21 protein-coding genes and 3 pseudogenes are annotated in these 24,284 nt (G+C 61.5%); 20 read left to right on the forward strand and 4 right to left on the reverse strand.

Features of this window, described 5'->3' with window-relative positions; all coding sequences use genetic code 11:
* Window positions 1-163: 163 nt before the first annotated feature.
* From BLU75_RS08465 to BLU75_RS08475, 3 genes and pseudogenes are all read left to right on the forward strand, one after another.
* On the forward strand, window positions 164-940 hold the full coding sequence (locus tag BLU75_RS08465) for a CbbQ/NirQ/NorQ/GpvN family protein (protein ID WP_084377811.1): 777 nt from the start codon (window positions 164-166) through the stop codon (window positions 938-940).
* Window positions 924-1,490 (forward strand): cytochrome c oxidase subunit 3, encoded by a 567-nt coding sequence (locus BLU75_RS08470; protein ID WP_084377809.1) that lies wholly within the window; start codon window positions 924-926, stop codon window positions 1,488-1,490. Before BLU75_RS08465 ends, BLU75_RS08470 begins: the two co-directional genes overlap by 17 nt.
* Window positions 1,491-1,497: 7 nt before the next feature.
* Window positions 1,498-1,736 (forward strand): annotated as a pseudogene (locus BLU75_RS08475) (cytochrome C oxidase subunit IV family protein).
* 322 nt (window positions 1,737-2,058) lie between these two features.
* Here the strand turns inward: BLU75_RS08475 and BLU75_RS27205 are convergent.
* Window positions 2,059-2,145: pseudogene (locus BLU75_RS27205) on the reverse strand (outer membrane lipoprotein carrier protein LolA); the annotation flags it as partial.
* Between the two features lie 400 nt (window positions 2,146-2,545).
* On the opposite strand from BLU75_RS27205, the gene BLU75_RS08485 reads away from it, so the two are divergent.
* The 3 genes from BLU75_RS08485 to BLU75_RS08495 all read left to right on the forward strand — a co-directional run bounded on the left by BLU75_RS08485 (window position 2,546) and on the right by BLU75_RS08495 (window position 6,325).
* Window positions 2,546-2,986, forward strand: a complete 441-nt coding sequence (locus tag BLU75_RS08485; protein ID WP_084380317.1) for a c-type cytochrome — start codon at window positions 2,546-2,548, stop codon at window positions 2,984-2,986.
* A gap of 3 nt (window positions 2,987-2,989) precedes the next feature.
* On the forward strand, window positions 2,990-4,411 hold the full coding sequence (locus tag BLU75_RS08490; RefSeq protein ID WP_084380315.1) for a cbb3-type cytochrome c oxidase subunit I: 1,422 nt from the start codon (window positions 2,990-2,992) through the stop codon (window positions 4,409-4,411).
* A 72-nt stretch (window positions 4,412-4,483) separates the two neighbouring features.
* On the forward strand, window positions 4,484-6,325 hold the full coding sequence (locus BLU75_RS08495) for a nitric oxide reductase activation protein NorD (RefSeq protein WP_084380313.1): 1,842 nt from the start codon (window positions 4,484-4,486) through the stop codon (window positions 6,323-6,325).
* 7 nt (window positions 6,326-6,332) lie between these two features.
* On the opposite strand, the gene BLU75_RS28130 is transcribed toward BLU75_RS08495, so the two are convergent.
* Window positions 6,333-6,458: a hypothetical protein gene (locus BLU75_RS28130; protein WP_307652783.1), complete on the reverse strand. Its 126-nt coding sequence runs from the start codon at window positions 6,456-6,458 to the stop codon at window positions 6,333-6,335.
* 71 nt (window positions 6,459-6,529) lie between these two features.
* A complete protein-coding gene (locus BLU75_RS08505; protein WP_084380309.1) occupies window positions 6,530-7,249 on the reverse strand; it encodes a Crp/Fnr family transcriptional regulator in 720 nt (239 codons plus the stop codon).
* Between the two features lie 534 nt (window positions 7,250-7,783).
* Here BLU75_RS08505 and BLU75_RS08510 point away from each other — a divergent pair.
* Both BLU75_RS08510 and BLU75_RS08515 read left to right on the forward strand, forming a co-directional pair.
* Entirely contained in the window at window positions 7,784-8,974 is a 1,191-nt protein-coding gene (locus BLU75_RS08510) for an NnrS family protein (protein ID WP_084380307.1), read from the forward strand.
* 10 nt (window positions 8,975-8,984) lie between these two features.
* The gene (locus BLU75_RS08515) at window positions 8,985-9,416 is read left to right on the forward strand and encodes a hypothetical protein (RefSeq protein WP_084380305.1); all 432 of its coding nucleotides are present in this window, start codon (window positions 8,985-8,987) and stop codon (window positions 9,414-9,416) included.
* A gap of 18 nt (window positions 9,417-9,434) precedes the next feature.
* On the opposite strand, the pseudogene BLU75_RS08520 reads toward BLU75_RS08515, so the two are convergent.
* Window positions 9,435-9,878 (reverse strand): annotated as a pseudogene (locus BLU75_RS08520) (hemerythrin domain-containing protein); the annotation flags it as partial.
* 189 nt (window positions 9,879-10,067) lie between these two features.
* Here BLU75_RS08520 and norR point away from each other — a divergent pair.
* From norR to BLU75_RS08580, 12 genes are all read left to right on the forward strand, one after another.
* Window positions 10,068-11,591, forward strand: a complete 1,524-nt coding sequence (norR, locus tag BLU75_RS08525) for a nitric oxide reductase transcriptional regulator NorR (protein WP_084380323.1) — start codon at window positions 10,068-10,070, stop codon at window positions 11,589-11,591.
* Between the two features lie 99 nt (window positions 11,592-11,690).
* Window positions 11,691-12,338: a pyridoxamine 5'-phosphate oxidase gene (pdxH, locus tag BLU75_RS08530; protein ID WP_084380301.1), complete on the forward strand. Its 648-nt coding sequence runs from the start codon at window positions 11,691-11,693 to the stop codon at window positions 12,336-12,338.
* A 92-nt stretch (window positions 12,339-12,430) separates the two neighbouring features.
* Window positions 12,431-12,985, forward strand: coding sequence for a molybdenum cofactor biosynthesis protein B (gene moaB / locus BLU75_RS08535; protein WP_084380299.1), 555 nt, complete (start codon window positions 12,431-12,433; stop codon window positions 12,983-12,985).
* A complete protein-coding gene (locus tag BLU75_RS08540; RefSeq protein WP_084380297.1) occupies window positions 12,982-14,217 on the forward strand; it encodes a molybdopterin molybdotransferase MoeA in 1,236 nt (411 codons plus the stop codon). Before moaB ends, BLU75_RS08540 begins: the two co-directional genes overlap by 4 nt.
* A gap of 60 nt (window positions 14,218-14,277) precedes the next feature.
* Window positions 14,278-15,273 (forward strand): ubiquinone anaerobic biosynthesis protein UbiU, encoded by a 996-nt coding sequence (gene ubiU / locus BLU75_RS08545; protein ID WP_084380295.1) that lies wholly within the window; start codon window positions 14,278-14,280, stop codon window positions 15,271-15,273.
* Window positions 15,274-15,283: 10 nt separating this feature from the next.
* Window positions 15,284-16,174 (forward strand): U32 family peptidase, encoded by an 891-nt coding sequence (locus BLU75_RS08550; protein ID WP_084380293.1) that lies wholly within the window; start codon window positions 15,284-15,286, stop codon window positions 16,172-16,174.
* Window positions 16,168-16,638: a ubiquinone anaerobic biosynthesis accessory factor UbiT gene (ubiT, locus tag BLU75_RS08555; RefSeq protein ID WP_084380291.1), complete on the forward strand. Its 471-nt coding sequence runs from the start codon at window positions 16,168-16,170 to the stop codon at window positions 16,636-16,638. The genes BLU75_RS08550 and ubiT overlap by 7 nt, the downstream gene beginning before the upstream one ends.
* Window positions 16,639-16,998: 360 nt before the next feature.
* Window positions 16,999-19,179, forward strand: coding sequence for a transcriptional regulator NosR (gene nosR, locus BLU75_RS08560; protein WP_084380289.1), 2,181 nt, complete (start codon window positions 16,999-17,001; stop codon window positions 19,177-19,179).
* Window positions 19,180-19,216: 37 nt separating this feature from the next.
* Window positions 19,217-21,139, forward strand: a complete 1,923-nt coding sequence (gene nosZ / locus BLU75_RS08565; RefSeq protein ID WP_084380287.1) for a TAT-dependent nitrous-oxide reductase — start codon at window positions 19,217-19,219, stop codon at window positions 21,137-21,139.
* 132 nt (window positions 21,140-21,271) lie between these two features.
* Complete coding sequence (locus BLU75_RS08570) at window positions 21,272-22,534, forward strand: nitrous oxide reductase family maturation protein NosD (RefSeq protein ID WP_231982665.1); 1,263 nt, start codon at window positions 21,272-21,274, stop codon at window positions 22,532-22,534.
* Window positions 22,534-23,445: an ABC transporter ATP-binding protein gene (locus BLU75_RS08575; RefSeq protein WP_084380319.1), complete on the forward strand. Its 912-nt coding sequence runs from the start codon at window positions 22,534-22,536 to the stop codon at window positions 23,443-23,445. The genes BLU75_RS08570 and BLU75_RS08575 overlap by 1 nt, the downstream gene beginning before the upstream one ends.
* Window positions 23,442-24,272, forward strand: coding sequence for an ABC transporter permease (locus BLU75_RS08580; protein WP_084380285.1), 831 nt, complete (start codon window positions 23,442-23,444; stop codon window positions 24,270-24,272). Before BLU75_RS08575 ends, BLU75_RS08580 begins: the two co-directional genes overlap by 4 nt.
* Window positions 24,273-24,284: the final 12 nt, after the last annotated feature.

Here is a 24,284-nt window from a genome sequence, read left to right on the forward strand (position 1 = left end):
GAAGGGCGGGGTAGAGCGCAGGTTCTTAGTGCCAGCAGAGACTATGTCGAGGTGGGTGAATGGCCGCTTGACGGCGATCAAGTTTGCGCTGTGTACGGCTTGCCAGGTTGTCGCAGGCGCCCGTAGCGTGGCCACCAAACCCGCTGTTTATGTAAGGTGCGCCATGACCGAACCCTTCTACCAAGTCGTCAACAACGAACAAGTGCTGTTCGAGCACGCCTGGCGTCACCGTATGCCGGTGCTGATCAAGGGGCCCACCGGATGTGGCAAGACGCGTTTCGTCCAGCACATGGCTCACCGCCTGAACCTGCCGCTGTACACCGTGGCCTGCCACGATGACCTGAGCGCCGCCGACCTGATCGGGCGCCATCTGATAGGCGCCCAGGGCACCTGGTGGCAAGACGGCCCTTTGACTCGCGCGGTGCGTGAGGGCGGCATCTGCTATCTGGATGAGGTGGTCGAAGCCCGACAGGACACCGCGGTGGTCCTGCACCCGGTGGCCGATGATCGTCGTGAGTTGTTTCTGGAGCGCACCGGCGAAGTACTCAAGGCGCCTGCGTCGTTCATGTTGGTGGTGTCCTACAACCCCGGCTACCAGAACTTGCTCAAGGGCATGAAGCCCAGCACCCGCCAGCGTTTCGTGGCGATGCGTTTTGCTTATCCATCGACGTTGGAGGAAGAGCGCATTGTCGCCCGTGAAGCGCAGGTGGAGACGGGGTTGGCGGCACAAGTGGTGCGTTTGGGCCAGGCGTTGCGACGCCTGGATCAACATGATCTGGAGGAAGTTGCTTCCACGCGCTTGCTGATATTTGCCGCGCGCCTGATCGCCGCGGGAATGAACCCCCGCGAAGCGTGCATGGCCTGCCTGGCGGAATCCCTGAGTGACGATCCGCAGACAGTCGCGGCGCTGATGGATGTGGTCGATGTCCACTTCAGCTGAGCGGCGACTGCCCGGTGATCTGGCGATGTGGTTTTTCATTCTCGCTGAGTTGTCGGTGTTTGCGATCCTGATCCTGGCGTTTGCCGTGACCCAGGTGTTGCGACCCGAGGTGTTTGCCGAAGGACGAGGACAGTTGGACACCTCTACCGGTTTGGCGATGACCTTGAGCTTGTTGACGGCGGGGTTGTTGGCTGCGCTGGCGCAGCAGCAGATCCGTCAGGGGCGGGCGCGTCTGGCGGCGTGGCTGCTGGTCGCCGGGTGGCTGGTGGCCTGTGGTTATGTGGGGATCAAACTCGCTGAGTATGGACATTTGGCGGGTGTCGGGTTGGGGTTGGAATACAGCACGTTTTTTACGTTGTATTGGATTTTGACCGGGTTTCATTTTTTGCATGTGGTGTTGGGAATGGTGATTCTGGCGTGGTTGGCCCTGGGGTGTTGGCGTGGGGTTTATGCGCCGGGGCGCCAGAGTGGGCTGGAGTCCGGGGTGTTGTATTGGCACATGGTGGATCTGGTATGGGTGGTGTTGTTTCCGTTGGTGTATGTGTTGTGAGGTGGTGATGACGGCGTCGCGATGGATGATGGGGTGTTGGGCTGTGTTGGTGGGGTTGAGTGTCGGCACAGTGGTGTTCGGGGCTGTGGGGCTGTGGTGGGGGGGGTGTTGGTGATGGCGGTGGGGAAGGCTTGGGTGATTGCCGATGGGTTTATGGAGATGCGGCATGCGCCTTGGGGGTGGCGGGGGGTGTTGTTGGCGTGGCCGGTGGTGTTGGTGGTGGGGATTGGGGCGATGCGGTTCTGAGGGGGCACTGTAGGAGCGAGCTTGTTCGCGGTGTACATATCCGTTGCTGCGGTAATGGCTTCTTATGGTTTCGCTCTTACAGCGACTCACTTTTGAACAGCGCAAAAGTAAGCAAAACGCTCTTGCCCCACCACTTGGCACCTCGCTCTGGCTCGGTGTGCCCTCTCTCCGGCATTGCTCCGTGGGCCGCCGCGACGGGCCATCCATGGCCCAACGCGGCTATCCCGGCATCCATGCCGGGATACCCACTGCGCAATGCCTGCGTTCGGCCAGCGTGGTTAACGGGGCGCCTAAGATCAAAATCAAAAACAGAGCCGCTTTCTGTAGGAGCGAGCTTGCTCGCGAAAAACTTGAGATCGCCTCGGGGTGTCAGATTTTCCGCGTCATCATTAACGATCTTCGCGAGCAAGCTCGCTCCTACAGAGAGGAGGCACGTTCGCAAAAGATCAGGTCGGCTACTAGGCCGCCTCGCTCTGTTTTTGATTTTGATCTTAGGCGCCCCGTTAACCACGATGGCCGTAGTCCGATATTGATTCGGGGGGCATGCCGAGCCTAGGCGAGGCAGGAGTGGTGGGGCAAGAGCCCTTTGCTTACTTTGGGCTGGGCCGGCATTCCGGTTTTTCCAAAGTGAGTCGCTGTAAGAGCGAAACCATAAGAAGCCGTTACCACAGCAACGGATATGTACCCAACCCCAACCCCAACCCAAAAAAATACCCGACCAAAACCATCGGCATTTCTTGATCGCCATCAAGCAGTTTCCACCCTCCGACTTCCTATCATGACCCCCGTCAAGCAATGAGGAAGCGACCATGTCAGAGACCTTCACCAAGGGCATGGCCAGGAATATCTACTTCGGAGGAAGCGTGTTCTTCTTCCTGATATTCCTGGCCCTGACCTACCACACCGAACAAACCTTTCCAGCCCGCAGCAACCAGGACCTGCTCACCGAATCCGTGGTTCGCGGCAAAGGCATCTGGGAGCGCAACAACTGTATCGGCTGCCACACCCTGCTGGGCGAGGGCGCGTACTTTGCGCCGGAGCTGGGCAATGTGTTCACTCGCCGTGGCGGCGACGAAGGGTTCAAACCCTTCCTGCACGCCTGGATGAAAATGCAACCCCTGGGCGTTCCCGGCAGACGTGCCATGCCGCAATTCAACCTCAGCGACCAGGAGGTGGACGATATGGCCGAGTTCCTCAAATGGAGCTCGAAGATCAACACCAACGGCTGGCCGCCAAACAAGGAGGGCTAAGGTATGCGCACTGCCAATCCATATCTGAAATTCCAATCCCAGGCCGTGGCCAAACCCTACTTTGTCTTCGCCCTGATCCTGTTTCTCGGCCAAGTGCTGTTCGGTTTGATCATGGGCCTGCAATACGTGGTCGGTGACTTCCTGTTCCCGTTGATTCCGTTCAACGTCGCGCGGATGGTCCACACCAACCTGCTGATCGTCTGGCTGTTGTTCGGCTTCATGGGCGCCGCCTACTACCTGGTGCCGGAAGAGGCTGATCGCGAACTGCATAGTCCCACGCTGGCCATCGTGCTGTTCTGGGTCTTTGCCGCCGCTGGCGTGTTGACGATCCTCGGTTACTTGCTGGTGCCCTATGCGGCCCTGGCCGAGATGACCCACAACGAACTGCTGCCGACCATGGGCCGGGAGTTTCTCGAGCAGCCGACGATTACCAAAATGGGGATTGTCGTGGTGTGCCTGGGCTTTCTCTACAACATCGGCATGACCCTGCTCAAGGGCCGCAAGACCACCGTCAGCATGGTGATGATGACCGGCCTGATCGGCCTCGCGGTGTTCTTTCTGTTCTCGTTCTACAACCCTGGCAACCTGGCGCGTGACAAGTTCTACTGGTGGTGGGTGGTGCATCTTTGGGTGGAAGGCGTATGGGAACTGATCATGGGTTCAATGCTCGCCTTCGTGCTGATCAAGGTCACCGGCGTTGACCGTGAAGTGGTCGAGAAATGGCTGTACGTGATCATTGCCATGGCCCTGATTACCGGGATCATCGGCACCGGTCACCACTTCTTCTGGATCGGCGCGCCGGAGGTCTGGTTGTGGGTCGGTTCGATCTTCTCGGCCCTGGAGCCACTGCCGTTCCTGGCGATGGTGATGTTCGCCTTCACCATGGTCAAGCAGCGTCGGCGCCAGCACCCGAACCGGGCGGCGACGTTGTGGGCCAAGGGCACCACGGTTACGGCGTTTTTCGGCGCGGGGGTCTGGGGTTTCCTGCATACCTTGGCCCCGGTCAACTATTACACCCACGGTACCCAGCTGACGGCGGCCCACGGACACCTGGCGTTCTTCGGTGCCTACGCGATGATTGTCATGACCCTGATCAGCTACGCCATGCCCCGCTTGCGCGGCCTTGGTGAAGCGCCGGACGAGCGCTCCCAGACGTTGGAAATCTGGGGCTTCTGGATGATGGTGGTGTCGATGGTGATGATCACCTTGTTCCTCACCGCCGCCGGTGCGGTGCAGGTCTGGCTACAACGTTGGCAGGTCGACGGTGTGGCGTTGCCGTTCATGGCGACGATGGATCACCTGACGCTGTTGTTCTGGGCGCGACTGGCCAGTGGCGTGGTGTTCCTGCTGGGACTGCTGTGCTACCTGTGGAGCTTTCGTCAGCGCGGTCGGGGGTTGGGCGATCCGGTGCCGAGTGTGTGTTGAACGGTAAACGTTAATCCCCAAGAGGGCGGCCCGGCAGGTAATGCGGGCCGTTTTACGTCTGGAGCACTTAATATGGCCTTTACCCTGGAATTGGAAGAGTGGGTCGGCAGTGTCTGGCACCGCTTTATAACCCGCCGCGCCAGCGCCGATTTCCCCGAAGCGCGTGTCGATCTGGTGGACCGCCAGCGCAGCTTGGCGCTGTTGTTCCATGCCTTGGGCGGCGCCAGCGGGATTGCCCTGGAAGCCGCCAGCGAGCGTGACCTGCTGCTGCGCCGCAATCTGCTAATGCGCATCGCCGGCACCTGTAAGCAAGCACCCCTGGCTTCGTGTGATGGCAGCCGTCTTCGTTTGCCCGCGAGTCTGGCGGTGTTTCCCACGGCCTCGCTGAATCTTGAGCTGTACCGTTGGTTGGCGTTGTTGGCTTCGCAGTCCGGGCCGATGACCCATTGGGCGCGAGATAACCAGCGTTGGACCTGGCTGTTGTTGCAGCGTTATCCGGCGTTGCTGCCCAGCTACCAGCGACTGGTGGACGCCCATCTGCAGCTGCGTCCGGACCCTGCCAGCCTCCCTCCCGGCGAAGCTGCGCTGGAAAAAGCCTTGCGCAAGGCCTTGCGCGAGCCCGGCAGCGTCGGCCACTTACCGCCTAGTGAACGCGCTGCCTGGCCCTTGCCGCTTTGGCTGTATCCGTCTTTGCAGCTGGACAGCCCGCAGGCAGGCGACGTGGACGAGCCGGAGGACGACCTCGCCACTCGTCCCGGTGAACAACAGGGCGCTCCCAAGCGTGCCAGTCGCGTTGACGATCAGACCCGGGATGGCGGCTTGCTGGTGGTGCGCCTGGAAAACCTGTTCAGTTGGACCGAACACGTGGACCTGGATCGCTGGACCGACGACAGCGAGGACGAGAATGCTGCCCGCGTCGCCGAAGATCTCGACCAGTTAAGCCTGTCCCGCCAACGCGTGCGCAAGAGTGGCGGCCTGAAATTGCACCTGGATCTGCCTCCGGCAGACATCGACGATATCCCGCTGGGCGAGGGCATCAAGCTGCCGGAGTGGGATTACCGCCAACAACGTTTGCAAGACAACGTCGTCAACCTGCAACTGATGCAACCGCGCGACAGCACACCACAACCGCTGCCCGTACGCCTGCAGGCACAGGCCGCGCGTTTGCGCCGTCAGTTCCAGCAACTGCGCACCGATCGCCAATGGCTGCGCCAGCAACCCCAGGGTGCGGAGCTGGACTTGCAAGCCTGGCTGGACTTTCATGTCGAACGCCAGCACGGACCTTGCGCCGAACGCGGTTTGTTTATGGAGCAGCGTCACACCCGTCGCGACTTGGCCTGTCTGCTGCTGGCCGACGTGTCGATGTCCACCGATGCCCACTTGAACGATACGCAAAAGGTCATCGACGTGATCCGCGACAGCTTGCTGCTGTTTGGTGAGAGCCTGGCTGGCCTGGGCGATGCGTTTGCCCTGTACGGTTTTTCGTCCCTGCGCCGCCATCAGGTGCGCCTGCAACAACTCAAGTCATTCCAACAACCTTACGACGACCAGACACGTGGTTCCATTCAAGGGCTGAAACCGGGGTATTACACGCGCATGGGAGCTGCGATTCGTCAGGCCACGCACACATTGGGTGCCTGCAAACAACGGCGCAAGCTGCTGCTGATTGTCACCGACGGCAAGCCCAATGACCTGGATTTGTATGAAGGACGCTACGGCGTCGAGGACACCCGCCAGGCGGTGGTGGAAGCACGGCGACAGGGCTTGATCCCGTTCTGCATCACCATTGATAAAAAAGCCCGGGATTACCTGCCGTACATGTTTGGAGCCCACGGCTACACCCTGATTCGCCAGCCGGAGCAATTGCCGTTGCGGCTGCCCCAGCTGTACCGGCAATTGACCGAAAGTCAGTAACCAAGGCTCAATAAAAGCCGCGAGGCAGCCAGAAGAACATCGCGATGCAGAACAGTGCCAGGCCCAGGCAGAACCACTGGAAACGCCTCAGCCGTCGCGCCTGGAGGCTGGCGCCCGAGGCGGGAAGGGCCATGGCGCAGCGTTCGCATGCATCCCGCTGTAGCGCATTCGAGTGCTCGCAGTACAGGCAGACCCGCGCCTCGCTCACTCGAACTGCTCCAGGCGCGGACGATCCAGAATGGCAATCAGTCGACCGTCCTGGGTGATGATCTTTTCATCGATCAGCCGGCGGATAATTCGTGAAAACGTCTCGGGCTGGATCGACAGATGCCCGGCGATCAGTTGCTTGGCCATCGGCAATTCGAATGAACTGTCGGCGCTGTGCAGGCGCACCAGTTGCGTCAACAAGTAACGCACCACGCGGTGCGTGGCGTTTTTCAGCGACAACGTTTCGATCTCGTTGACCCGCTGGTGCAGACGCACGCACAACTTGCCCAGCAGAGCGAAGGTCAGGCGGCTGTTGCTGTGGAGTAGGCGCATGTAGGTGGCGTTGGACAGGCGATACAGCTGCGTCGGGCACACCGCTTCGGCGCAGGCCACATAATTGGGGGTGTCCATCAGCATCATCGCTTCGGCGAAGGTTTGTCGCTCACCGATCACTTCGAAGACTTTCTCCTGGCCATCCGGGGTCAGGCGGTAAATCTTCACCGCGCCGGCGATCACGAAGTAAAACGCGTCAGCCGGCTCGCCCTGGCGAAACAGCGGCTCACCCTTGTCGACGTTCAGCAAGTGACTGCTGGCCATCAACTCATCCATCTGTTCTTCGTTCAACGGCTCGAACAAATGATGGCTGCGCAGGATCTGGTGATGGACGCGATGCAGGACTCTGGGGGCATCCTTGGGACAGACCAGGGACGGGATCATACAAGCCACAACGACAGGCCACTGGCCGCCGCCATCATCGAACCGAGGATCACAAACCAGGCCAGGGGCTGGATGAGGTTTTTCATGGGGGACTCCGTGAGGCAGGTGAGGGAGGGATAACCCGATAGAGCAAGAGCCGGGCCAGCCGGAAGGGCGGGTAATACGTGGCCTAGAGCAATTGAAAGGTAAAAATGACCCTGGCCTTCAGGGTTGTTTTTACCCGGCAGTGGTCATTTGAACCCTCAAACCCCCGCCCCCGGTAGGAGCGAGCTTGCTCGCGAAAAACTCAAAGGCGCCGCGTGTAGCCAGAATGCCTTCGTCATCGTTAACGTTCTTCACGAGCAAGGGGCATGTGTCCCCTCGCTCCTACAGAAGTTTTCGGCGCGTCGCGAAACCCGGCTCGGGCCTTGCAAGTCGATTTGGCAACGGCCCCAAGGATATTGTGATGGCTCTTGCCGCGGCTTGATCTGTGACAAGAGACAGGCGTGGGCAATCCCGGATGATCGGGCCGGCAACGACTTGAGGAGTGGCTGTATGCAAGTGCTGGATCGGCGTAAGGCAATGTCGATTACCCCGTTATTTCGTCTGGCTTTCCGGCCATTCTTTCTCGGTGGCTGCCTGTTGGCGCTGCTGGCGGTGCCTTTATGGTTACTGGCGCTGGCCGGGGTCAGTGGCACCTGGCAGCCGGCGGGTGGGTGGTTGGCGTGGCATCGGCATGAGTTGTTATTCGGTTTCGCCCTGGCGATCATCGCGGGGTTCCTGTTGACCGCCGTACAGACCTGGACCGGTCGTCCGGGGTTGAGTGGCAAGCCCTTGGCGCTGTTGGCGGCGGTGTGGCTGGCGGCGCGGCTGGCGTGGTTGTTCAATCTGCCGTGGCCGTTGTTGGCGACGCTGGAGCTGGCGTTTCCCTTGGCCGTCGCCGGGTTGATGGGCTGGACCCTGTGGCAGGTGCGACAACAGCGTAATTACCCAATTGTGTTGGTGTTACTGCTGCTGACCCTGGCCGATGGCTTGTCGCTGTTGGGTTTGCTGCGCGGTGATGAAGGTTGGCAACGCCAGGCGGTGCTGACCGGGCTGTGGTTGGTGGCGGCCATGATGGGGCTGATCGGTGGCCGAGTGATTCCGTTTTTCACCCAGCGCGGCCTCGGCCGGACCCATGCGGTACAACCCTGGCCCTGGCTGGATCGCCTGTTGCTGGGCGGCTCGGTGTTGGTGGCGCTGCTGTATGCGAGCGGACCGGCGTTGACCGCCAGCGTCTGGATCGGCCTGTTGTTTGCGCTGTTGGGGCTTGGGCATCTGCTGCGGTTGGTGCGTTGGCATGACCGGGGTTTATGGAACGTGCCGCTACTCTGGTCGCTGCACCTGGCCTATGGCTGGTTGGCGCTGGCGTGCCTGGGCATGGCGCTGTGGCATTTCGGCGTGTCGCTGAACCCGAGCCTGGCCGTGCATGCGTTGACGATAGGAGCGATGGGCGGGTTGATTCTGGCGATGATTGCCCGCGTCAGCCTGGGCCATACCGGCCGTCCGCTGACGCCTCCCGTGGGCATGACCCTGGCGTTTGCGCTATTGAACCTTGCCTGTCTGAGCCGGGTGCTGTTGGTGCTGATCTGGCCGTATGCTGCGTTGTGGTTGGCCGGCCTGTGCTGGGTGCTCGGCCTGGGACTGTACGTAGTGCGCTACGGGCCAATGCTGTGGCGTGCGCGGGTTGACGGGCATCCGGGCTAGGAGATCGAGAATGCTGTATTCGTGGTTACTGATCGTGCATTTGCTGGCAGCGATTGCCTTTATCGGCACGTTGTTTTTCGAGGTGTTCATCTGGCACCGCGCCCGTGAGGAACTGGCCTGGTCGGCGCAATTCACCTCGGAGCAGGCGATTGCCCGGCGTTCGCGGCAGGTGCTGCATGCCGTGGTCGTGCTGTTGTATGGCGCCGGCATTGGCCTGGCCTGGCATTACCGCGGAGTACTGGCGGCGCCGTGGGCCAGCCACTTCGCGGCGTTGCTGAGCCTCAAGATCCTGTTGGCGCTGAGCATCATCGGACACTACTTGCTGTTGGCTTACTGGCTGGGCAAGCAGCGCCTGAGTCCGGCACGAGCGATGTGGATACGGCGCAGCATCCTGGGGCATATGCTGCTGATTGTGATTCTGGCGAAGCTGATGCTGCGCTAATGGTTGGGTAGCAGCGGATCAAGCGGGGGGTGTGAGTGCCCGCACAAACAACACATCATTTTCCAGATGAATATGCTCCAGCAGGTCTCCATGAAACTGCTCAAGTCCCCGATACAGTGTGCGCCAAGTGTTGCAGGCGTCGGCGGGAGGGGTGATCTGCTCGGTCAGCGCCAGCAGTTGCTCCAACGCCTGTGCGTGCTGTTCATGTTCAAAGCGCATCACCTGGATCGGCGGCGCGGCCTGGGGGCCCATACCCATTTGCAACATGGGGAACAGCACTTGTTCTTCCTTGAGCATATGACCCTCCAATTCTTGCTCGATGTCCCGCAACAAATCCGCCAGTCCGTTGGGGCAGTGCAGATGATGGCCGTGGACCTGCTCGACTCGGCTGGCCAGGCGAATCAGTTCCGGCAGTTGCTCGCGATGGCGGGCGTGGTAGCGCTCCAGCAAGTGTTCGATCAGTTGCGCCTGGGACAGGGTCTGCGCAGCGATGGCGTTCATCGGTTTTCCTCATCAAGTGATCAGATACACCCGCATTGCATGCGCTATGCCAACGCCAAGCCGTTGAAAAACAATGTTTAATTTTTTGTGGTGGTCAGGATCACCCTGATGTTGCAGGGTAGAACGGACCAATCAAGGGTATCTATGACCATGCTGCGTGAAAGCCTGTCGGCCGATCTGATTGTCGAACTGCCGAATGCCGTGCGCCTGCAACGGCTGGTGCAGACCCTGCGTGAATACTTCAACAGCGGCGCCGTAGGCCTGTTGCGCCTGGATGGCGACGACAGCCTGCGCCCGGTGGCGAGCGTCGGGCTGGTTCACGAAGCCTTGGGCCGACGTTTTGTGATCGCGCAACATCCACGGTTGGCGGCGATCATGGCGTCCCGTGAACCGACCTGGTTCGAGCCCGACAGTCGCCTGCCGGACCCCTACGATGGCTTGCTGGATAATCAGGTCGGCGAGCCGCTGCCGGTGCATGACTGCATGGGCGTGAGCCTGTATGTCGAGGGTCGGCCCTGGGGCGCGATCACCCTGGACGCGCTGCATGCCGGTACCTTTGATGCCAGCGCCCGTGAGCAACTCAAACGCTGCACCTTGCAGATCGAAGCGGCGGTGCGCGTGACCCGTCTGGAACAGGAAAACCGTAGCCTGCGCCTGTCGCGCCGGGATATGGGCGAAGGCTTGCCCAGCGTCGAAGACGCCGAGATCCTCGGCCAGAGCCCGGTGCTGCATCAATTGCTCAACGAACTGGATGTGCTGGCCGAGGCGGATTTACCGGTGCTGTTGCTGGGCGAGACCGGTGTCGGCAAAGAGCTGTTCGCCCGGCGCCTGCACCGACTGTCACGTCGCAGCCACAAGCCGCTGATCCAGGTCAATTGCGCAGCGCTCCCAGAATCCTTGGCCGAGAGCGAATTGTTCGGGCATGTCAAAGGCGCCTTCTCCGGCGCCACCAGTGATCGCGCCGGGCGCTTTGACGCGGCGAATGGCGGCACACTGTTTCTTGATGAAGTCGGCGAGTTGCCGTTGAGCGTGCAGGCTAAGCTGCTGCGCACCTTGCAGAACGGCGAGATCCAGCGTCTGGGCGCCGACAAGCCGTTGCATGTGGACGTACGGATCATCGCGGCGACCAACCGGCATCTGCCCGACAGCATTCGCAGTGGTCTGTTTCGTGCCGATCTGTACCACCGGCTCTCGGTGTACCCGGTACCGATTCCGGCGTTACGCGAACGTGGGCAGGATGTGTTGTTGCTGGCCGGGCACTTTCTTGAACTCAACCGCGCCCGTCTTGGGCTGCGCGGCCTGCGCCTGTCACCGGCGGCCGAGCAGGCGTTGCTCGGCTATGGCTGGCCGGGCAATGTGCGTGAGCTGGAGCATGTCATCAGTCGCGCCGCGTTGAAGCAACTGAGTCGGGGTGGCAACCGCCACGAGATCATGACCCTGGCCGCCGAACTGCTGGACCTCGACAGCAGCAGCGCCGTGGTGCCGCAAGCGCCGGTGACGGAAGTGCCGGCGGCGGCTTTTCAAACCTTGGGCGAGGCGGTGGACGATTGCCAGCGCCAGAAAATTCGCCAGGCCTTGGGCCAATCCGCCGACAACTGGGCGAAGGCCGCCAGGTTGTTGGGGCTGGACGCCAGCAACCTGCACAAATTGGCCCGGCGCCTGGGGCTCAAATAGCGACCTGCGACCCCATGACGCGGCGTGCAGTTGATCGCGGTCAAGGTGTGGCGAGCGGGGCCTGATCAGACTGTGGCGAACTGTTCAGAGGTTCGCTCCATGCCCCTTTCTCTCGCGCAGATGCGCCGCAACTACACCCTGTACGGCTTGCGGGACGACCTGGCACAAGACGATCCCATCGCGCTGTTCGGCCAGTGGCTGGAGCAGGCGCGCAAGACGGAAGTGGCCCCCGTGGAAGCCAACAGCATGGCCCTGGCCACTGTCGATAGCGAGGGCCACGCGCATTGTCGGATCCTGTTGCTCAAGGGTTTCAGCGATCAGGGGTTCACGTTTTTCGGTCATTATCAGAGTGCCAAGGGCCTGGAACTGGCGAGCAACCCGCATGCCGCCATGACCTTTTTCTGGCCGGGCCTGGAGCGCCAGGTGCGTATCGAAGGCACGGTCGCACGGCTGGCGCCGGCACTCTGCGATGAGTACTTCGCGTCCCGGCCGTTAGCCAGTCAGGTCGGCGCCTGGGCCTCGCCGCAAAGCCAGCCGCTCGCCCATCGCGCCGAGCTGGAAGGCCGTCTGCGCGACGTCACCCAACGCTTCGCCGGGCACCATCCGCCGCGCCCACGGGAATGGGGTGGCTACTGCTTGCGGCCAGAACGTGTGGAGTTCTGGCAAGGCCGCGCCGACCGTCTTCATGACCGCCTCGATTACCGCCGACACGACGAGGCATGGCAGCGCAGCCGTTTGGCGCCCTGAATCCGTTTGGAGGTACCTCCTCGGAGGAATAGGCCCACCGCGCTTTGCAGTGCAGGCTGGGCCCATTGCTCATTTATCCCGGGATTTTCACCATGGCACATTTGACCCAACGCACCTTCGCTTCACTGAACATCGCGGTGCTGACGATTAGCGATACCCGCAATCTTGAAACCGACACCTCCGGACAAACCCTTTGCGATCGGCTGCAAGGTGCCGGTCACGCGCTGATCGATCGCGCTCTGGTGGTGGATGACATTTACCAGATCCGTGCGCGCATTTCGCAATGGATCGCCGACCCTCATGTGCAAGTGATCCTGACCACTGGCGGCACCGGTTTCACCGCGCGAGACAACACGCCCCAGGCGGTATTGCCGTTGTTGGACAAGCATGTCGAAGGCTTTGGCGAATTGTTTCGCCAGGTCTCGCTGCAGGAAATTGGCATGTCGAGCCTACAGTCCCGTGCGTTGGCCGGTATCAGTAATGGTGTGCTGGTGTGCTGCATGCCGGGCTCGCCGGGGGCCTGCCGCACCGGTTGGGACGAGATTCTGCTGGGGCAACTGGACAGTCGCACCGGGCCGTGCAATTTCGCTCCGCACCTCAAGCCGCAGGCGGCGCAAACGCTGGAACCCTGCGAGGTGCGCGCGTGAATACCTCGGTCTGTGAACGTGGTGAGCTGATCCCGGTGGACGAGGCCATCGAGCGCCTGTTGGCCCAGGCTCCGCCACCACCGGCCACCCAGCAGGTGAAAACCGCACTGGCGTTGGGACGGGTGCTGGCCAGCGATATTTTCTCCCCGGTGAACCTGCCGGCCTGGGACAACAGTGCCATGGACGGTTACGCGCTGCGCGCCGCCGACCTGCCGGCCGAGGGCGGCTACTTGCGCCTGGCCGGGCGGATTGCCGCTGGCTCGGAAGCGACCTGTGCGTTGGGCAGTGGCCAGACCATGCGGATCTTTACCGGCGCGCCGCTGCCAGCGGGCGCGGACACGGTGGTGCCTCAAGAGCGTTGCCGGGTCTACGGTCAACGCATCTGGTGCCCACCGATGCGAGCCGGCGAACACGTGCGCAGGCAGGGTGAAGAAGTCAGCCAGGGTGCCTTGCTGCTGGCGGCCGGCAAACGTCTGCGAGCCCAGGAGTTGGGCCTGTTGGCGGCGGCCGGGTTGGCCCAGGTCAAAGTCTACCGAGCGTTGCGTGTGTGCCTGCTGAGCAGCGGTGACGAACTGCGCGAGCCGGGTGACCCTCTCGCGCCGGGGCAAATCTACAACAGCAATCGGCATTGCCTGGCCGCGTTGTTGCAAGGCTGGGGCGTCGACGTTCACGACTATGGCGTGATGGCGGATGAACTGGCCGTCAGCCGCGATGCACTGACCCTGGCATCCTCGGAGTGCGACCTGTTGCTGACCTCTGGCGGCGTGTCAGTGGGCGAAGAAGATCACCTCAAGCAAGCGATCAAGGAACTCGGTCGCGTTGATTTCTGGCGTCTGGCGATCCAGCCCGGCAAGCCTTTGGCCTTTGGCGAGGTGGCTGGCAAACCGTGGATCGGTCTGCCGGGCAACCCGTCGGCAGCGTTGATCACCGCGCTGGTGGTGGTACGTCCGTTTCTGTTGCGCGCTCAAGGCGTCACTGAAGTGACGACGCTGGCGGTGCGGCTACCGGCCGATTTCGAGTGGACTCAGCGCAACCGGCGCCGGCAATACCTGCGGGCGCGGTTGACGCCGGGGATCGACGGTCAAGCATGCGTCACCCTGCATCCTCGGCAAAGCTCGGCGATGTTGAGCGCCGCGTGCTGGGCCGATGGCTTGGCGGTGGTGGAGCGTGAGCAGTTGATTGAGAAGGGCGGCCTGGTGCGGTTCCTGTCCTTTGCTGAGTTGATGCAATAAAAGCCCACATCCCGGCACGGGGCATTGGGCGTGCACGCGAGATTTTTCGGAGGATTCACCATGCAACTGGTCTGCCCGGCAGGCAATCTGCCTGCGCTTAAAGCCGCCGTGCGCCACGGGGCCGATGCGGTGTATGTCGGCTTTCGCGACGACACCAACGCCCGGCATTTTGCCGGGCTGAACATGGACGACAAGCAGTTCGACGGCGCTGTCGCGTATATCCGCCAGCACCAGCGCAAGCTGTACGTGGCGGTCAATACCTATCCGCAACCCAAGGGCTGGGAGCGCTGGCAGCGTGCCGTCGACCGCGCGGCGGACCATGGCGTCGATGCGCTGATCGCTGCCGACCCCGGGGTGCTGCACTACGCCAGCCAACGTCATCCGCACCTGGCGTTGCACCTGTCGGTCCAGGGTTCAGCGACTCATGCGGCGGCGTTGCAGTTCTATGCCGAACGCTATGGCATCCGGCGTGCGGTGCTGCCACGGGTGCTGTCACTGGCCCAGGTCAAGCAAGTAGCGGCCAGCAGTTCGGTGCCGATCGAGGTGTTCGGCTTTGGCAGCCTGTGCATCATGGCCGAGGGGCGTTGCCATTTGTCTTCGTACATCACCGGTGAATCACCGAACCTGTGCGGTGTGTGTTCGCCGGCCAAGGCGGTGCGCTGGAGCGAAGATGCCGACGGCCTGAGTGCGCGGCTCAGTGAAGTGTTGATTGACCGTTACACCCCGGACGAGCCCGCCGGCTACCCGACCTTGTGCAAGGGCCGTTTCGTGGTGGCGGGTGAGCGCTTCCACGCTCTGGAAGAACCCACCAGTCTCGACACCCTGGACCTGTTGCCGGAACTGATCGCCATGGGCGTCGCGGCGGTGAAGATCGAGGGCCGCCAGCGCAGCCCGGCGTACGTCGAACAAGTCACCGGCGTCTGGCGTGCCGCGCTGGATGCCCATCGCAGCGCGCCGAATAGCTTTGTGGTCAAGAACCAATGGCGCAAGGTGCTGGCCGGCTTATCCGAGGGCAGCCAGACCACCCTGGGTGCCTACCATCGTTCGTGGCAGTGAGGAGACCGAGATGAAACTCAGCCTGGGACCGGTGCTGTTTTATTGGGACAAGCAACAATTGGGGCAGTTTTATGCGGAGATGGCAGACCTGCCGCTGGACGTGATCTACCTCGGCGAAACCGTGTGCTCCAAGCGCCGGGCATTCAACCTGGATCAATGGCTGGGCCTGGGCCGTGAGTTACAGGCCACCGGGAACGCGCAAATTGTACTGTCGAGCCTGACTCTGATTGAAGCCGCGTCGGAGCTATCGAGCCTGCGTCGCCTGTGTGACAACGGCGAAGTGCTGGTGGAGGCCAACGACATGGGCGCGGTGCAGTTCCTCGCTGAGCGCAAGTTGCCGTTCGTGGGCGGTCCGGCGTTGAATTTATACAACGGGCATGCCCTGGCGCAGGTACTCGACGTCGGGATGATGCGCTGGGTGCCACCGGTGGAATGTTCGGCTGCGCTGGTGGGCGATGTGCTGGAGCAAGTGCGCGAGCTGGGCCGGCCGTTGCCGCAAGTGGAAATCTTCGCCTATGGGCATTTGCCCCTCGCATACTCCGCGCGATGTTTCACCGCGCGTGCCGAAAACCGGCCCAAGGATGATTGCCAGTTCTGTTGCCTCAACTACCCGGACGGCATGCCGCTGACCAGTCAGGAAGGGCAGCCGCTGTTCACCTTGAATGGAATCCAGACCCTGTCGGCGGAGGTCACCAACCTGTTGGCGGATTATCCGGGACTGCTGAGCTGCGGCGCCGACCTGCTGCGCCTGAGCCCCCGGGCACAAGGCATGCCCGGCATCGTCGAAGCGTTCGACCGGGTACGCCAGGGTGCCACGCCGCCGGTGTATGTCGAAGGGTGCAATGGCTACTGGCATGGCCAGGCCGGGATGTTGCGGGTTGAGGAGGTGGGGCTGTGCTGAGCTGCAAACAATGGTTGCTCAAAGGCGCCGACCGGGTCTTGCCACAGCTGCGCAAAGTGCCGTTCGTGGTGCAACGGCTGACATTGCAACAGACGCTGAACCGTTGCCTGGCGGAACCGTTGCGCGATGGCGGGTTTGAGCTGCTGCGCGGACGCTGGCTGTGTTTGCGCATACCGGACCTGGGGTTGCAGTGGTTTCTGACCCTGGATCGAAACGGACTGCGCATCGCCGAGCGGGCCGAGGCGCAGGTGACTATCAGTGGTAACTGGCGCGAGTTTTTGCTGCTGGCCAGTCGCCAGGAGGATCCGGATACGCTGTTTTTTCGACGCAGGTTGGTGATCGAGGGGGATACGGAGTTGGGATTGGGACTGAAGAATTTGATCGATAGCCTTGATCCGGAGGTGTTGCCTGCTTGGCTGTGGCGCCATCTGGAACGGGCGGGGAAGGGGCTGGCGATGGGGTAGTTGTTGGTCGAGGCGGGTATGCATTTATCTGCTTGAAACCGTCCCTCACCCTAGCCCTCTCCCCAGGGGGGGCGAGGGGACAGACCGAAGTGTGCTGAGAAAATGGGCGACCTGAAAAACCGTTTTGATTATGGATTAAAATCCGATCTTTCAGGTCGATGCAAACCGCCAATATCCCTCGGTCAGTCCCCTCGCCCCTCTGGGGAGAGGGCTAGGGTGAGGGGCGGATCTCAAGCCTGCCACCCCAGCGCCCAACCGCCGCACCCACCTTGTCTCCCAACTTGATTTCAATCAAGGGCTCAATAGCAACCTGCCACCTACCATCGGCTGCATATTCCGGCCGTTGAAGTCAGTCAGCCCATGAACCGCGCCATCCCCTTGACCCTCGCCAACCCGGCCTCCAGCCCGGTTACCTGGCTGATTATTCTGCTATTGCTGCTCAGCGCTGCCGAACCGCTCCAGGCCAAGTCGTACGGTGCTATCGAACAGCAACGCATCGAAAAGGTCTTCCCCCAGGTCGATGCCATTTCCGACCCCGAAGGCCAGTTCAACGTCCGCACTCTCAAGGCCAACAACCAGGTCATCGGCTACGTCTTCCAGAGTCTCGATGTGGTGGATATCCCGGCCTATTCCGGCAAACCGATCAACACCCAAGTGATTCTTGATCCGGCCGGCGTGATCCGCGATGCCTATGTGCTGGAACACCACGAACCGATCCTGCTGATCGGCATTCCCGAAGTCAAACTGCACGACTTTACCGCGCGGTACAGCGGCATCAACGTCAAGCAGCGCGTGGTGGTGGGGCGCTCCAGTGATACCGAGGCGGTCACGGTGGATGCGGTTGCCGGGGCCACGGTGACCGCGATGGTGGTCAATGAAGTGATCATGCGCGCCGCCCACGAAGTGGCGGTGTCGCTCAAGCTGGTGGAGGACAAGGCCCGTAGCGCGCAGCGTCCCGCGCTGATACGCAGCGATCTGTTCGCGCCCGCCACCTGGGAACAATTGACCGGCAATGGCGCGATCCGTCGCCTGAACCTGACCCGTGGCCAGGTGGATGCCGCCTTCAAGGGCACCGAGGCCGAAGGGGTTGATATCGCACCTGAAGGGCAGGCTGATGAGACTTTTATCGATCTCTACGTCGCGCACGTCAACGCACCGAGCCTAGGCCGTAATCTGCTGGGGGACGCTCAATACCGCGTGCTGATGCAAGGTCTCAAGCCGGGCGAGCAGGCGATTGCGCTGTTGGGGCGCGGACTGTTTTCGTTCAAGGGCTCGGGGTATGTGCGCGGCGGGATCTTTGATCGGGTGCAACTGCGCCAGTTCGGCAATGTCATCAGTTTTCGCGACATGGATCACCAACGCCTGTACGACGTATTCGCCGAAGGCATGCCCGAATTCGATGAAATGTCGGTATTTATCGTTCGGCCCCAGGCCGCGTTCGACCCCGGTTCGGCCTGGACCCTGGAGCTGCTGGTGCGGCGTCAGACCGGTCCGGTCAGCGGCACATTCGTAAGCTTTGAACTGCCCTATCAAATGCCCGAGCAGTACCTGGAGCGACCGTTACCGACGGCGGCGGAGCAGGCGGCCATCGACGAAGCCAACCGGCCGATGTGGCTGACGATCTGGTATCAGAAGCAATTCCAGATCCTGGTCCTCGGCGCTGCCCTGGTCGTGCTCACGGCGATCCTGTTTGCGCAGGACAGCCTGGCCCGGCGCCCGCGTCTGCTGCATTGGGTACGCCGTGGTTACCTGCTGTTCACCGTGGTGTTTATCGGTTGGTATGCGTTGGGGCAACTGTCGGTGGTCAACGTATTGACCTTCGTGCATGCGCTGTTCCAGCAGTTCCGCTGGGAACTGTTTCTCACTGATCCGTTGATCTTCATGCTCTGGGTGTTTACCGCTGCCAGCCTCCTGTTGTGGGGGCGCGGGGTGTTTTGCGGCTGGTTGTGCCCGTTTGGCGCGTTGCAGGAATTACTCAACGAAGCGGCGCGCAAGCTCAAGGTGCGCCAGTTCGAATTACCGTTTGCCGTGCATGAGCGCCTGTGGGCGATCAAGTACTTGATCCTGCTCGCGCTGTTTGGCATCTCCCTGGAGTCGATGGCCACCGCCGAGGTGTTCGCCGAAGTGGAGCCGTTCAAGACCGCCATCACCCTCAAGTTCGACCGTCAGTGGTGGTTCGTGCTGTATGCCGTGGCGTTGCTGGTGATCAACCTGTTTACGCGCAAAGTCTATTGCCGCTACCTCTGCCCGTTAGGCGCGGCGTTGGCGATTCCCAGCAAGTTCCGGCTGTTCGATTGGCTCAAGCGCCGCAAGGAGTGTGGCAATCCCTGCCAGCTGTGCGCCAAGGAGTGCGAGATCCAGGCGATCCACCCCGACGGGCATATCAATGCCAATGAATGCCACTACTGCCTCGATTGCCAGATGACCTGGCACAACGACCACAAATGCCCGCCACTGATCAATAAACGCAAGAAACGCCACAAGACCGCACCCACCGCCGCTCAGTTGATCCCGGTGGTGCAGGTGGCGGCGCCTGAATGACGGCCTTGGGCACTTATTTTTCCATCAGGAGCACATCATGAACGACACCGAAGCGAACAACGCCGGGCAAACCCCGGAACCGGAAGGCCTGAGTCGACGCGGTTTTCTCGGCACCGGGGCGATAACCGGCGCGGTACTGGCGGGCGCCACGGCCCTTGGCGGCACGGTTTTTACCCGTGAGTCCTTCGCGGCAGCAGCCAAGGACGCCAAGTCGAAAGTCCATGTGGGGCCGGGCGAGCTGGACCAGTATTACGGCTTCTGGAGCGGCGGCCACCAAGGCGAAGTGCGCGTACTCGGCGTGCCCTCGATGCGTGAGCTGATGCGCATTCCGGTATTCAATGTTGACTCGGCCACCGGCTGGGGCCTGACCAACGAGAGCAAGCGCGTGCTGGGGGAGAGCGCCAAGTACCTGAATGGCGACTGCCATCATCCGCACCTGTCCACCACCGATGGCCGCTATGACGGCAAATACCTGTTTATCAACGACAAGGCCAACACCCGCGTGGCGCGGATTCGCCTGGACATCATGAAGTGCGACAAGATCGTCACTGTGCCCAATGCCCAGGCCATCCACGGCCTGCGCCTGCAAAAGGTGCCCTACACCAAGTACGTGTTCTGCAATGCCGAGTTCATCATCCCGCACCCCAACGACGGCCACAGCTTCGACCTGCAGGACAAAAACAGCTTCACCCTGTTCAACGCCATCGACGCCGAAAAGATGGAAATGGCCTTCCAGGTGATCGTCGATGGCAACCTCGACAACGCTGACATGGACTACACCGGCAAGTACGCGGCCGCCACGTGCTACAACTCCGAGAAGGCCTCGGACCTGGGTGGCATGATGCGCAACGAGCGCGACTGGGTGGTGGTCTTCAACATCCCGCGCATTGAAGCGGCGATCAAGGCCGGCAAGTTCATCAACCTGGACGGCGTCAAGGTTCCGGTGGTGGATGGGCGCAAGGGTGATGACGGCAAGGACAGCGAATTCACCCGCTATATTCCGGTGCCGAAGAACCCCCATGGCTGCAATACCTCGCCCGATGGTAAGTACTTCATTGCCAACGGCAAGCTGTCACCGACTTGCACCATTATTGCCATCGACAAGCTCGATGACCTGTTCAGCGACAAGATCAAGGACCCGCGTGGCGTGGTGGTCGGGGAGCCGGAGCTGGGTCTGGGCCCGTTGCACACCACTTACGACGGCCGGGGGTTTGCCTACACCACGCTGTTTATCGACAGCCAGGTGGTCAAGTGGAACATCGCCGAAGCGATCCGCGCCTACGGTGGCGAGAAGGTCAACTACATCAAGCAGAAACTTGATGTGCATTACCAGCCCGGCCATAACCATGCCTCGCTGACCGAAACCCGTGATGCCGACGGTCAATGGCTGGTAGTGCTCAGCAAGTTTTCCAAGGACCGCTTCCTGCCGACCGGCCCTCTGCACCCGGAAAACGACCAGTTGATCGATATCTCCGGCGACGAAATGAAACTGGTGCACGACGGCCCGACCTTTGCCGAGCCCCACGATTGCGTGATGGCGCGTCGGGACCAGATCCAGCCGAAGAAAATCTGGGAACGTGACGACCCGTACTTCGCTGAAACGGTGGCGATAGCAGCCAAGGACGGCATCAAGCTGGAGACCGACAACAAGGTGATCCGCGATGGCAAGAAGGTGCGGGTCTACATGACGTCCATGGCGCCGACCTACGGCTTGACGGAGTTCACCGTCAAACACGGCGACGAAGTCACCGTGACTATCACCAACATCGACCAGATCGAAGACGTGACCCACGGATTTGTCATGACCAACCATGGCGTGAGCATGGAAATCAGCCCACAGCAGACGTCTTCGATCACCTTCATCGCCGACAAGCCCGGCCTGCATTGGTATTACTGCAGCTGGTTCTGCCATGCGCTGCACATGGAAATGGTCGGGCGGATGCTGGTGGAACCCGCCTGAAGCCGAGTCTCCGGACACGCGTGACTTGAGCCCCCGTAGCAACTGTCGAGCGCCAGCGAGGCAGTTGCTACGCACTACTCGGGGCGTACATTCGGATAAGACAAGGAACACACTGTGGCTCGATTTCGAAGCCTGTTCACGGGGGCGGTATTTTGGCTGGTATCGGCCAGTGCTTGGGCGACGGTATACCCGATCACCGATTTGCCCCTGCAACGCGTCGCGCCGCATCACTGGCGCTTGCCCGCCGGTGATTACCACGGCACCTTCAGCATCGACCAGCCCCTGCAACTGACCTGCGAGCCGGGCGCGGTCATCCACAGTCAAGGCGAGGGTAACGGCCTGCTGATCAGCGCGGCTGATGTCAGCGTCGAGGGCTGCTCCTTTCTCGACTGGGGGCATGATCTGACCGCCATGAACGCGGCCATCTTTATCCAGCCCAAGGCCCAGCGCGCAGTGATCAAGGACAACCGCATGCGCGGGCAGGGCTTTGGTATCTGGGTCGACGGCACAGCGGATGTCAGCCTGCTCGATAACCACATTCAAGGCGACCCGCAGATGCGTTCCCAGGACCGTGGCAACGGCATTCATTTGTATGCGGTCAAGGGCGCGCGGGTCATCGGTAACCAGGTGCGCGACGCCCGTGACGGCATCTACATCGACACCTCCAATGGCAACCTGCTGCAAGGCAACACCCTGGAAGACCTGCGCTACGGCATTCACTACATGTTCGCCAACGACAATCAGGTACTGGGCAACATCACCCGGCGTACCCGTACCGGCTACGCCTTGATGCAAAGCCGCCAGTTGACGGTGATCGGCAATCGCTCCGAGCAGGACCAGAACTACGGGATCCTGATGAACTACATCACCTATTCCACCTTGCGTGACAACGTCGTCAGCGACGTGCGCGATGGCACCACCGGCGACACCATGATCAGTGGCGCCGAAGGCAAGGCGCTGTTTATCTACAACTCGCTGTTCAATCGCATCGAGCACAACCATTTTGAGCGCAGCGCGATAGGCATTCACCTCACCGCCGGCTCCGAAGACAACCAGATCGCCGACAACGCCTTCGTCGGCAACCAACGCCAGGTCAAGTACGTGGCGACGCGTTTGCAGGAGTGGTCGGTGCAAGGTCGCGGCAATTACTGGAGCGACTACCTGGGCTGGGACCGCAACAGCGACGGCCTCGGAGACGTGGCCTATGAACCGAATGACAACGTCGACCGCCTGCTGTGGCTCTATCCCCAGGTGCGGCTACTGATGAACAGCCCCGGCATTGAGTTGCTGCGCTGGGTGCAACGGGCGTTTCCGGTGATGAAGTCGCCAGGAGTGATGGACAGCCATCCGTTGATGCAAGCCCCCACGCTTACCCTGCTCAAGGAGTCCGCATGATGCCTGTCGTCGAGATCGAAGGCGTTACCCAGCGTTATGGGCAAGCCACTGTGCTGCATGACTTGAACCTCAACCTGGCGCCGGGGGAGGTATTGGGGCTGTTCGGCCATAACGGCGCCGGCAAGACCACCAGCATGAAACTGGTCCTCGGCCTGTTGCAGCCAAGTAGGGGGCAGGTACGGGTATTCGGTCGTGCGCCGAGCGATCCGCAGGTGCGTCAGGTGTTGGGCTATTTGCCGGAGAACGTGACCTTCTACCCGCAACTCAGTGGCCTGGAAACCTTGCAGCATTTCGCCCGGCTCAAAGGCGCATCCACCGCGCAGGTCAATGCGCTGCTCGAGGAAGTCGGTCTCACGGCCGCCGCCCGGCGCCGGGTCAAGACCTATTCCAAGGGCATGCGCCAGCGTCTGGGGCTGGCCCAGGCGCTGCTCGGCGAACCGCGCCTGTTGCTGCTGGACGAACCCACCGTCGGCCTCGACCCGATTGCCACCCAGGACCTGTATCGCCTGCTGGACCGCCTGCGCGGGCAAGGCACCAGCATCATTCTGTGTTCCCACGTGTTGCCTGGCGTTGAAGCGCATATCAATCGTGCTGCGATCCTCACCCAAGGGCGCTTGCTGGCGCTGGGCACGCTGGCGGCATTACGTGAGCAGGCGCAGTTGCCCACGTTGATCCGCAGCCACGGTTTGCAGTGTGCTGCACATCTGCAACAACGCTGGAACGAGGCCGGTCATGTGACTCAGCCCTGGGGCGCCGGGGGATTGCAAGTGGCGGCTCTCAACGGCAGCAAACTCCAGCTGCTGCGTCAGTTGCTGGATCACGATAGCCCGCAGGACGTGGAAATCATTACTCCATCCCTGGAAGACCTTTACCGCCATTACATGAACAGCGCCGTGGAGCGTGCCCTATGAGCCCGATCTGGAACATGGCCCGCAAGGAGTTCTGCGACGGCCTGCGTAACCGCTGGTTGTTGGCCATCAGCCTGTTGTTCGCCGTGTTGGCCATCGGCATCGCGTGGTTGGGCGCGGCTGCGTCCGGGCAGTTGGGCTTTACCTCCATCCCGGCGACCATCGCCAGCCTGGCCAGTCTGGCGACTTTCCTGATGCCGTTGATTGCGTTGCTGCTGGCCTACGACGCGATTGTCGGCGAAGACGAAAGCGGCACGTTGCTGTTGTTGCTGACTTACCCGCTGGGGCGCGGGCAGTTGCTGCTGGGCAAGTTTGTCGGGCACGGCTTGATCCTGGCCCTGGCGACATTGATCGGTTTTGGCTGCGCGATGCTGGCGATTGCGGTGCTGGTCAACGACGTCGAGTTCAGCCTGCTGCTCTGGGCTTTTGGTCGCTTCATGTTGACCTCGACCTTGTTGGGCTGGGGCTTTCTCAGCCTGGCTTATGTATTGAGCTGCCTGTCAGCCGAAAAATCCACGGCCGCCGGGCTGGCATTAGGCGTGTGGTTCTTTTTCGTGCTGGTGTTCGACCTGGCGCTGTTGGCCCTGCTGGTGCTCAGCGAAGGCCAGTTCAGCCCGACGTTGTTGCCCTGGCTGCTGCTGTTGAACCCGGCGGATGTGTATCGGCTGATCAACCTGTCCGGTTTCGATGCGGGGCCGGCGTCGGTGGGTGTAATGGCGTTGGGTGGTGATCTGGCGGTGCCGGGAGCGATGCTCTGGTTGTGTCTGGTGCTGTGGGTGGTAACGCCCCTGGCCTTGGCTTACTGGCTGTTCAGCCGGCGCGCGGTGTGATTTTTATTGAAG

The organism is Pseudomonas mucidolens (assembly GCF_900106045.1).
GTDB classification, from domain to species: Bacteria; Pseudomonadota; Gammaproteobacteria; order Pseudomonadales; family Pseudomonadaceae; genus Aquipseudomonas; species Aquipseudomonas mucidolens.

Bases quoted from the DNA above. Each gene is read 5' to 3' on its own strand.
- moaB (WP_084380299.1), top strand. From the start codon at position 12,431: ATGGCACATTTGACCCAACGCACCTTCGCTTCACTGAACATCGCGGTG.
- BLU75_RS08485 (WP_084380317.1), top strand. From the start codon at position 2,546: ATGTCAGAGACCTTCACCAAGGGCATGGCCAGGAATATCTACTTCGGA.
- BLU75_RS28130 (WP_307652783.1), bottom strand. From the start codon at position 6,458: ATGGCCCTTCCCGCCTCGGGCGCCAGCCTCCAGGCGCGACGGCTGAGG.
- BLU75_RS08495 (WP_084380313.1), top strand. From the start codon at position 4,484: ATGGCCTTTACCCTGGAATTGGAAGAGTGGGTCGGCAGTGTCTGGCAC.
- ubiU (WP_084380295.1), top strand. From the start codon at position 14,278: ATGCAACTGGTCTGCCCGGCAGGCAATCTGCCTGCGCTTAAAGCCGCC.
- BLU75_RS08470 (WP_084377809.1), top strand. From the start codon at position 924: ATGTCCACTTCAGCTGAGCGGCGACTGCCCGGTGATCTGGCGATGTGG.
- BLU75_RS08490 (WP_084380315.1), top strand. From the start codon at position 2,990: ATGCGCACTGCCAATCCATATCTGAAATTCCAATCCCAGGCCGTGGCC.
- BLU75_RS08505 (WP_084380309.1), bottom strand. From the start codon at position 7,249: ATGATCCCGTCCCTGGTCTGTCCCAAGGATGCCCCCAGAGTCCTGCAT.
- BLU75_RS08575 (WP_084380319.1), top strand. From the start codon at position 22,534: ATGCCTGTCGTCGAGATCGAAGGCGTTACCCAGCGTTATGGGCAAGCC.
- BLU75_RS08465 (WP_084377811.1), top strand. From the start codon at position 164: ATGACCGAACCCTTCTACCAAGTCGTCAACAACGAACAAGTGCTGTTC.
- BLU75_RS08550 (WP_084380293.1), top strand. From the start codon at position 15,284: ATGAAACTCAGCCTGGGACCGGTGCTGTTTTATTGGGACAAGCAACAA.
- BLU75_RS08510 (WP_084380307.1), top strand. From the start codon at position 7,784: ATGCAAGTGCTGGATCGGCGTAAGGCAATGTCGATTACCCCGTTATTT.
- pdxH (WP_084380301.1), top strand. From the start codon at position 11,691: ATGCCCCTTTCTCTCGCGCAGATGCGCCGCAACTACACCCTGTACGGC.
- nosR (WP_084380289.1), top strand. From the start codon at position 16,999: ATGAACCGCGCCATCCCCTTGACCCTCGCCAACCCGGCCTCCAGCCCG.
- BLU75_RS08515 (WP_084380305.1), top strand. From the start codon at position 8,985: ATGCTGTATTCGTGGTTACTGATCGTGCATTTGCTGGCAGCGATTGCC.
- nosZ (WP_084380287.1), top strand. From the start codon at position 19,217: ATGAACGACACCGAAGCGAACAACGCCGGGCAAACCCCGGAACCGGAA.
- BLU75_RS08580 (WP_084380285.1), top strand. From the start codon at position 23,442: ATGAGCCCGATCTGGAACATGGCCCGCAAGGAGTTCTGCGACGGCCTG.
- norR (WP_084380323.1), top strand. From the start codon at position 10,068: ATGCTGCGTGAAAGCCTGTCGGCCGATCTGATTGTCGAACTGCCGAAT.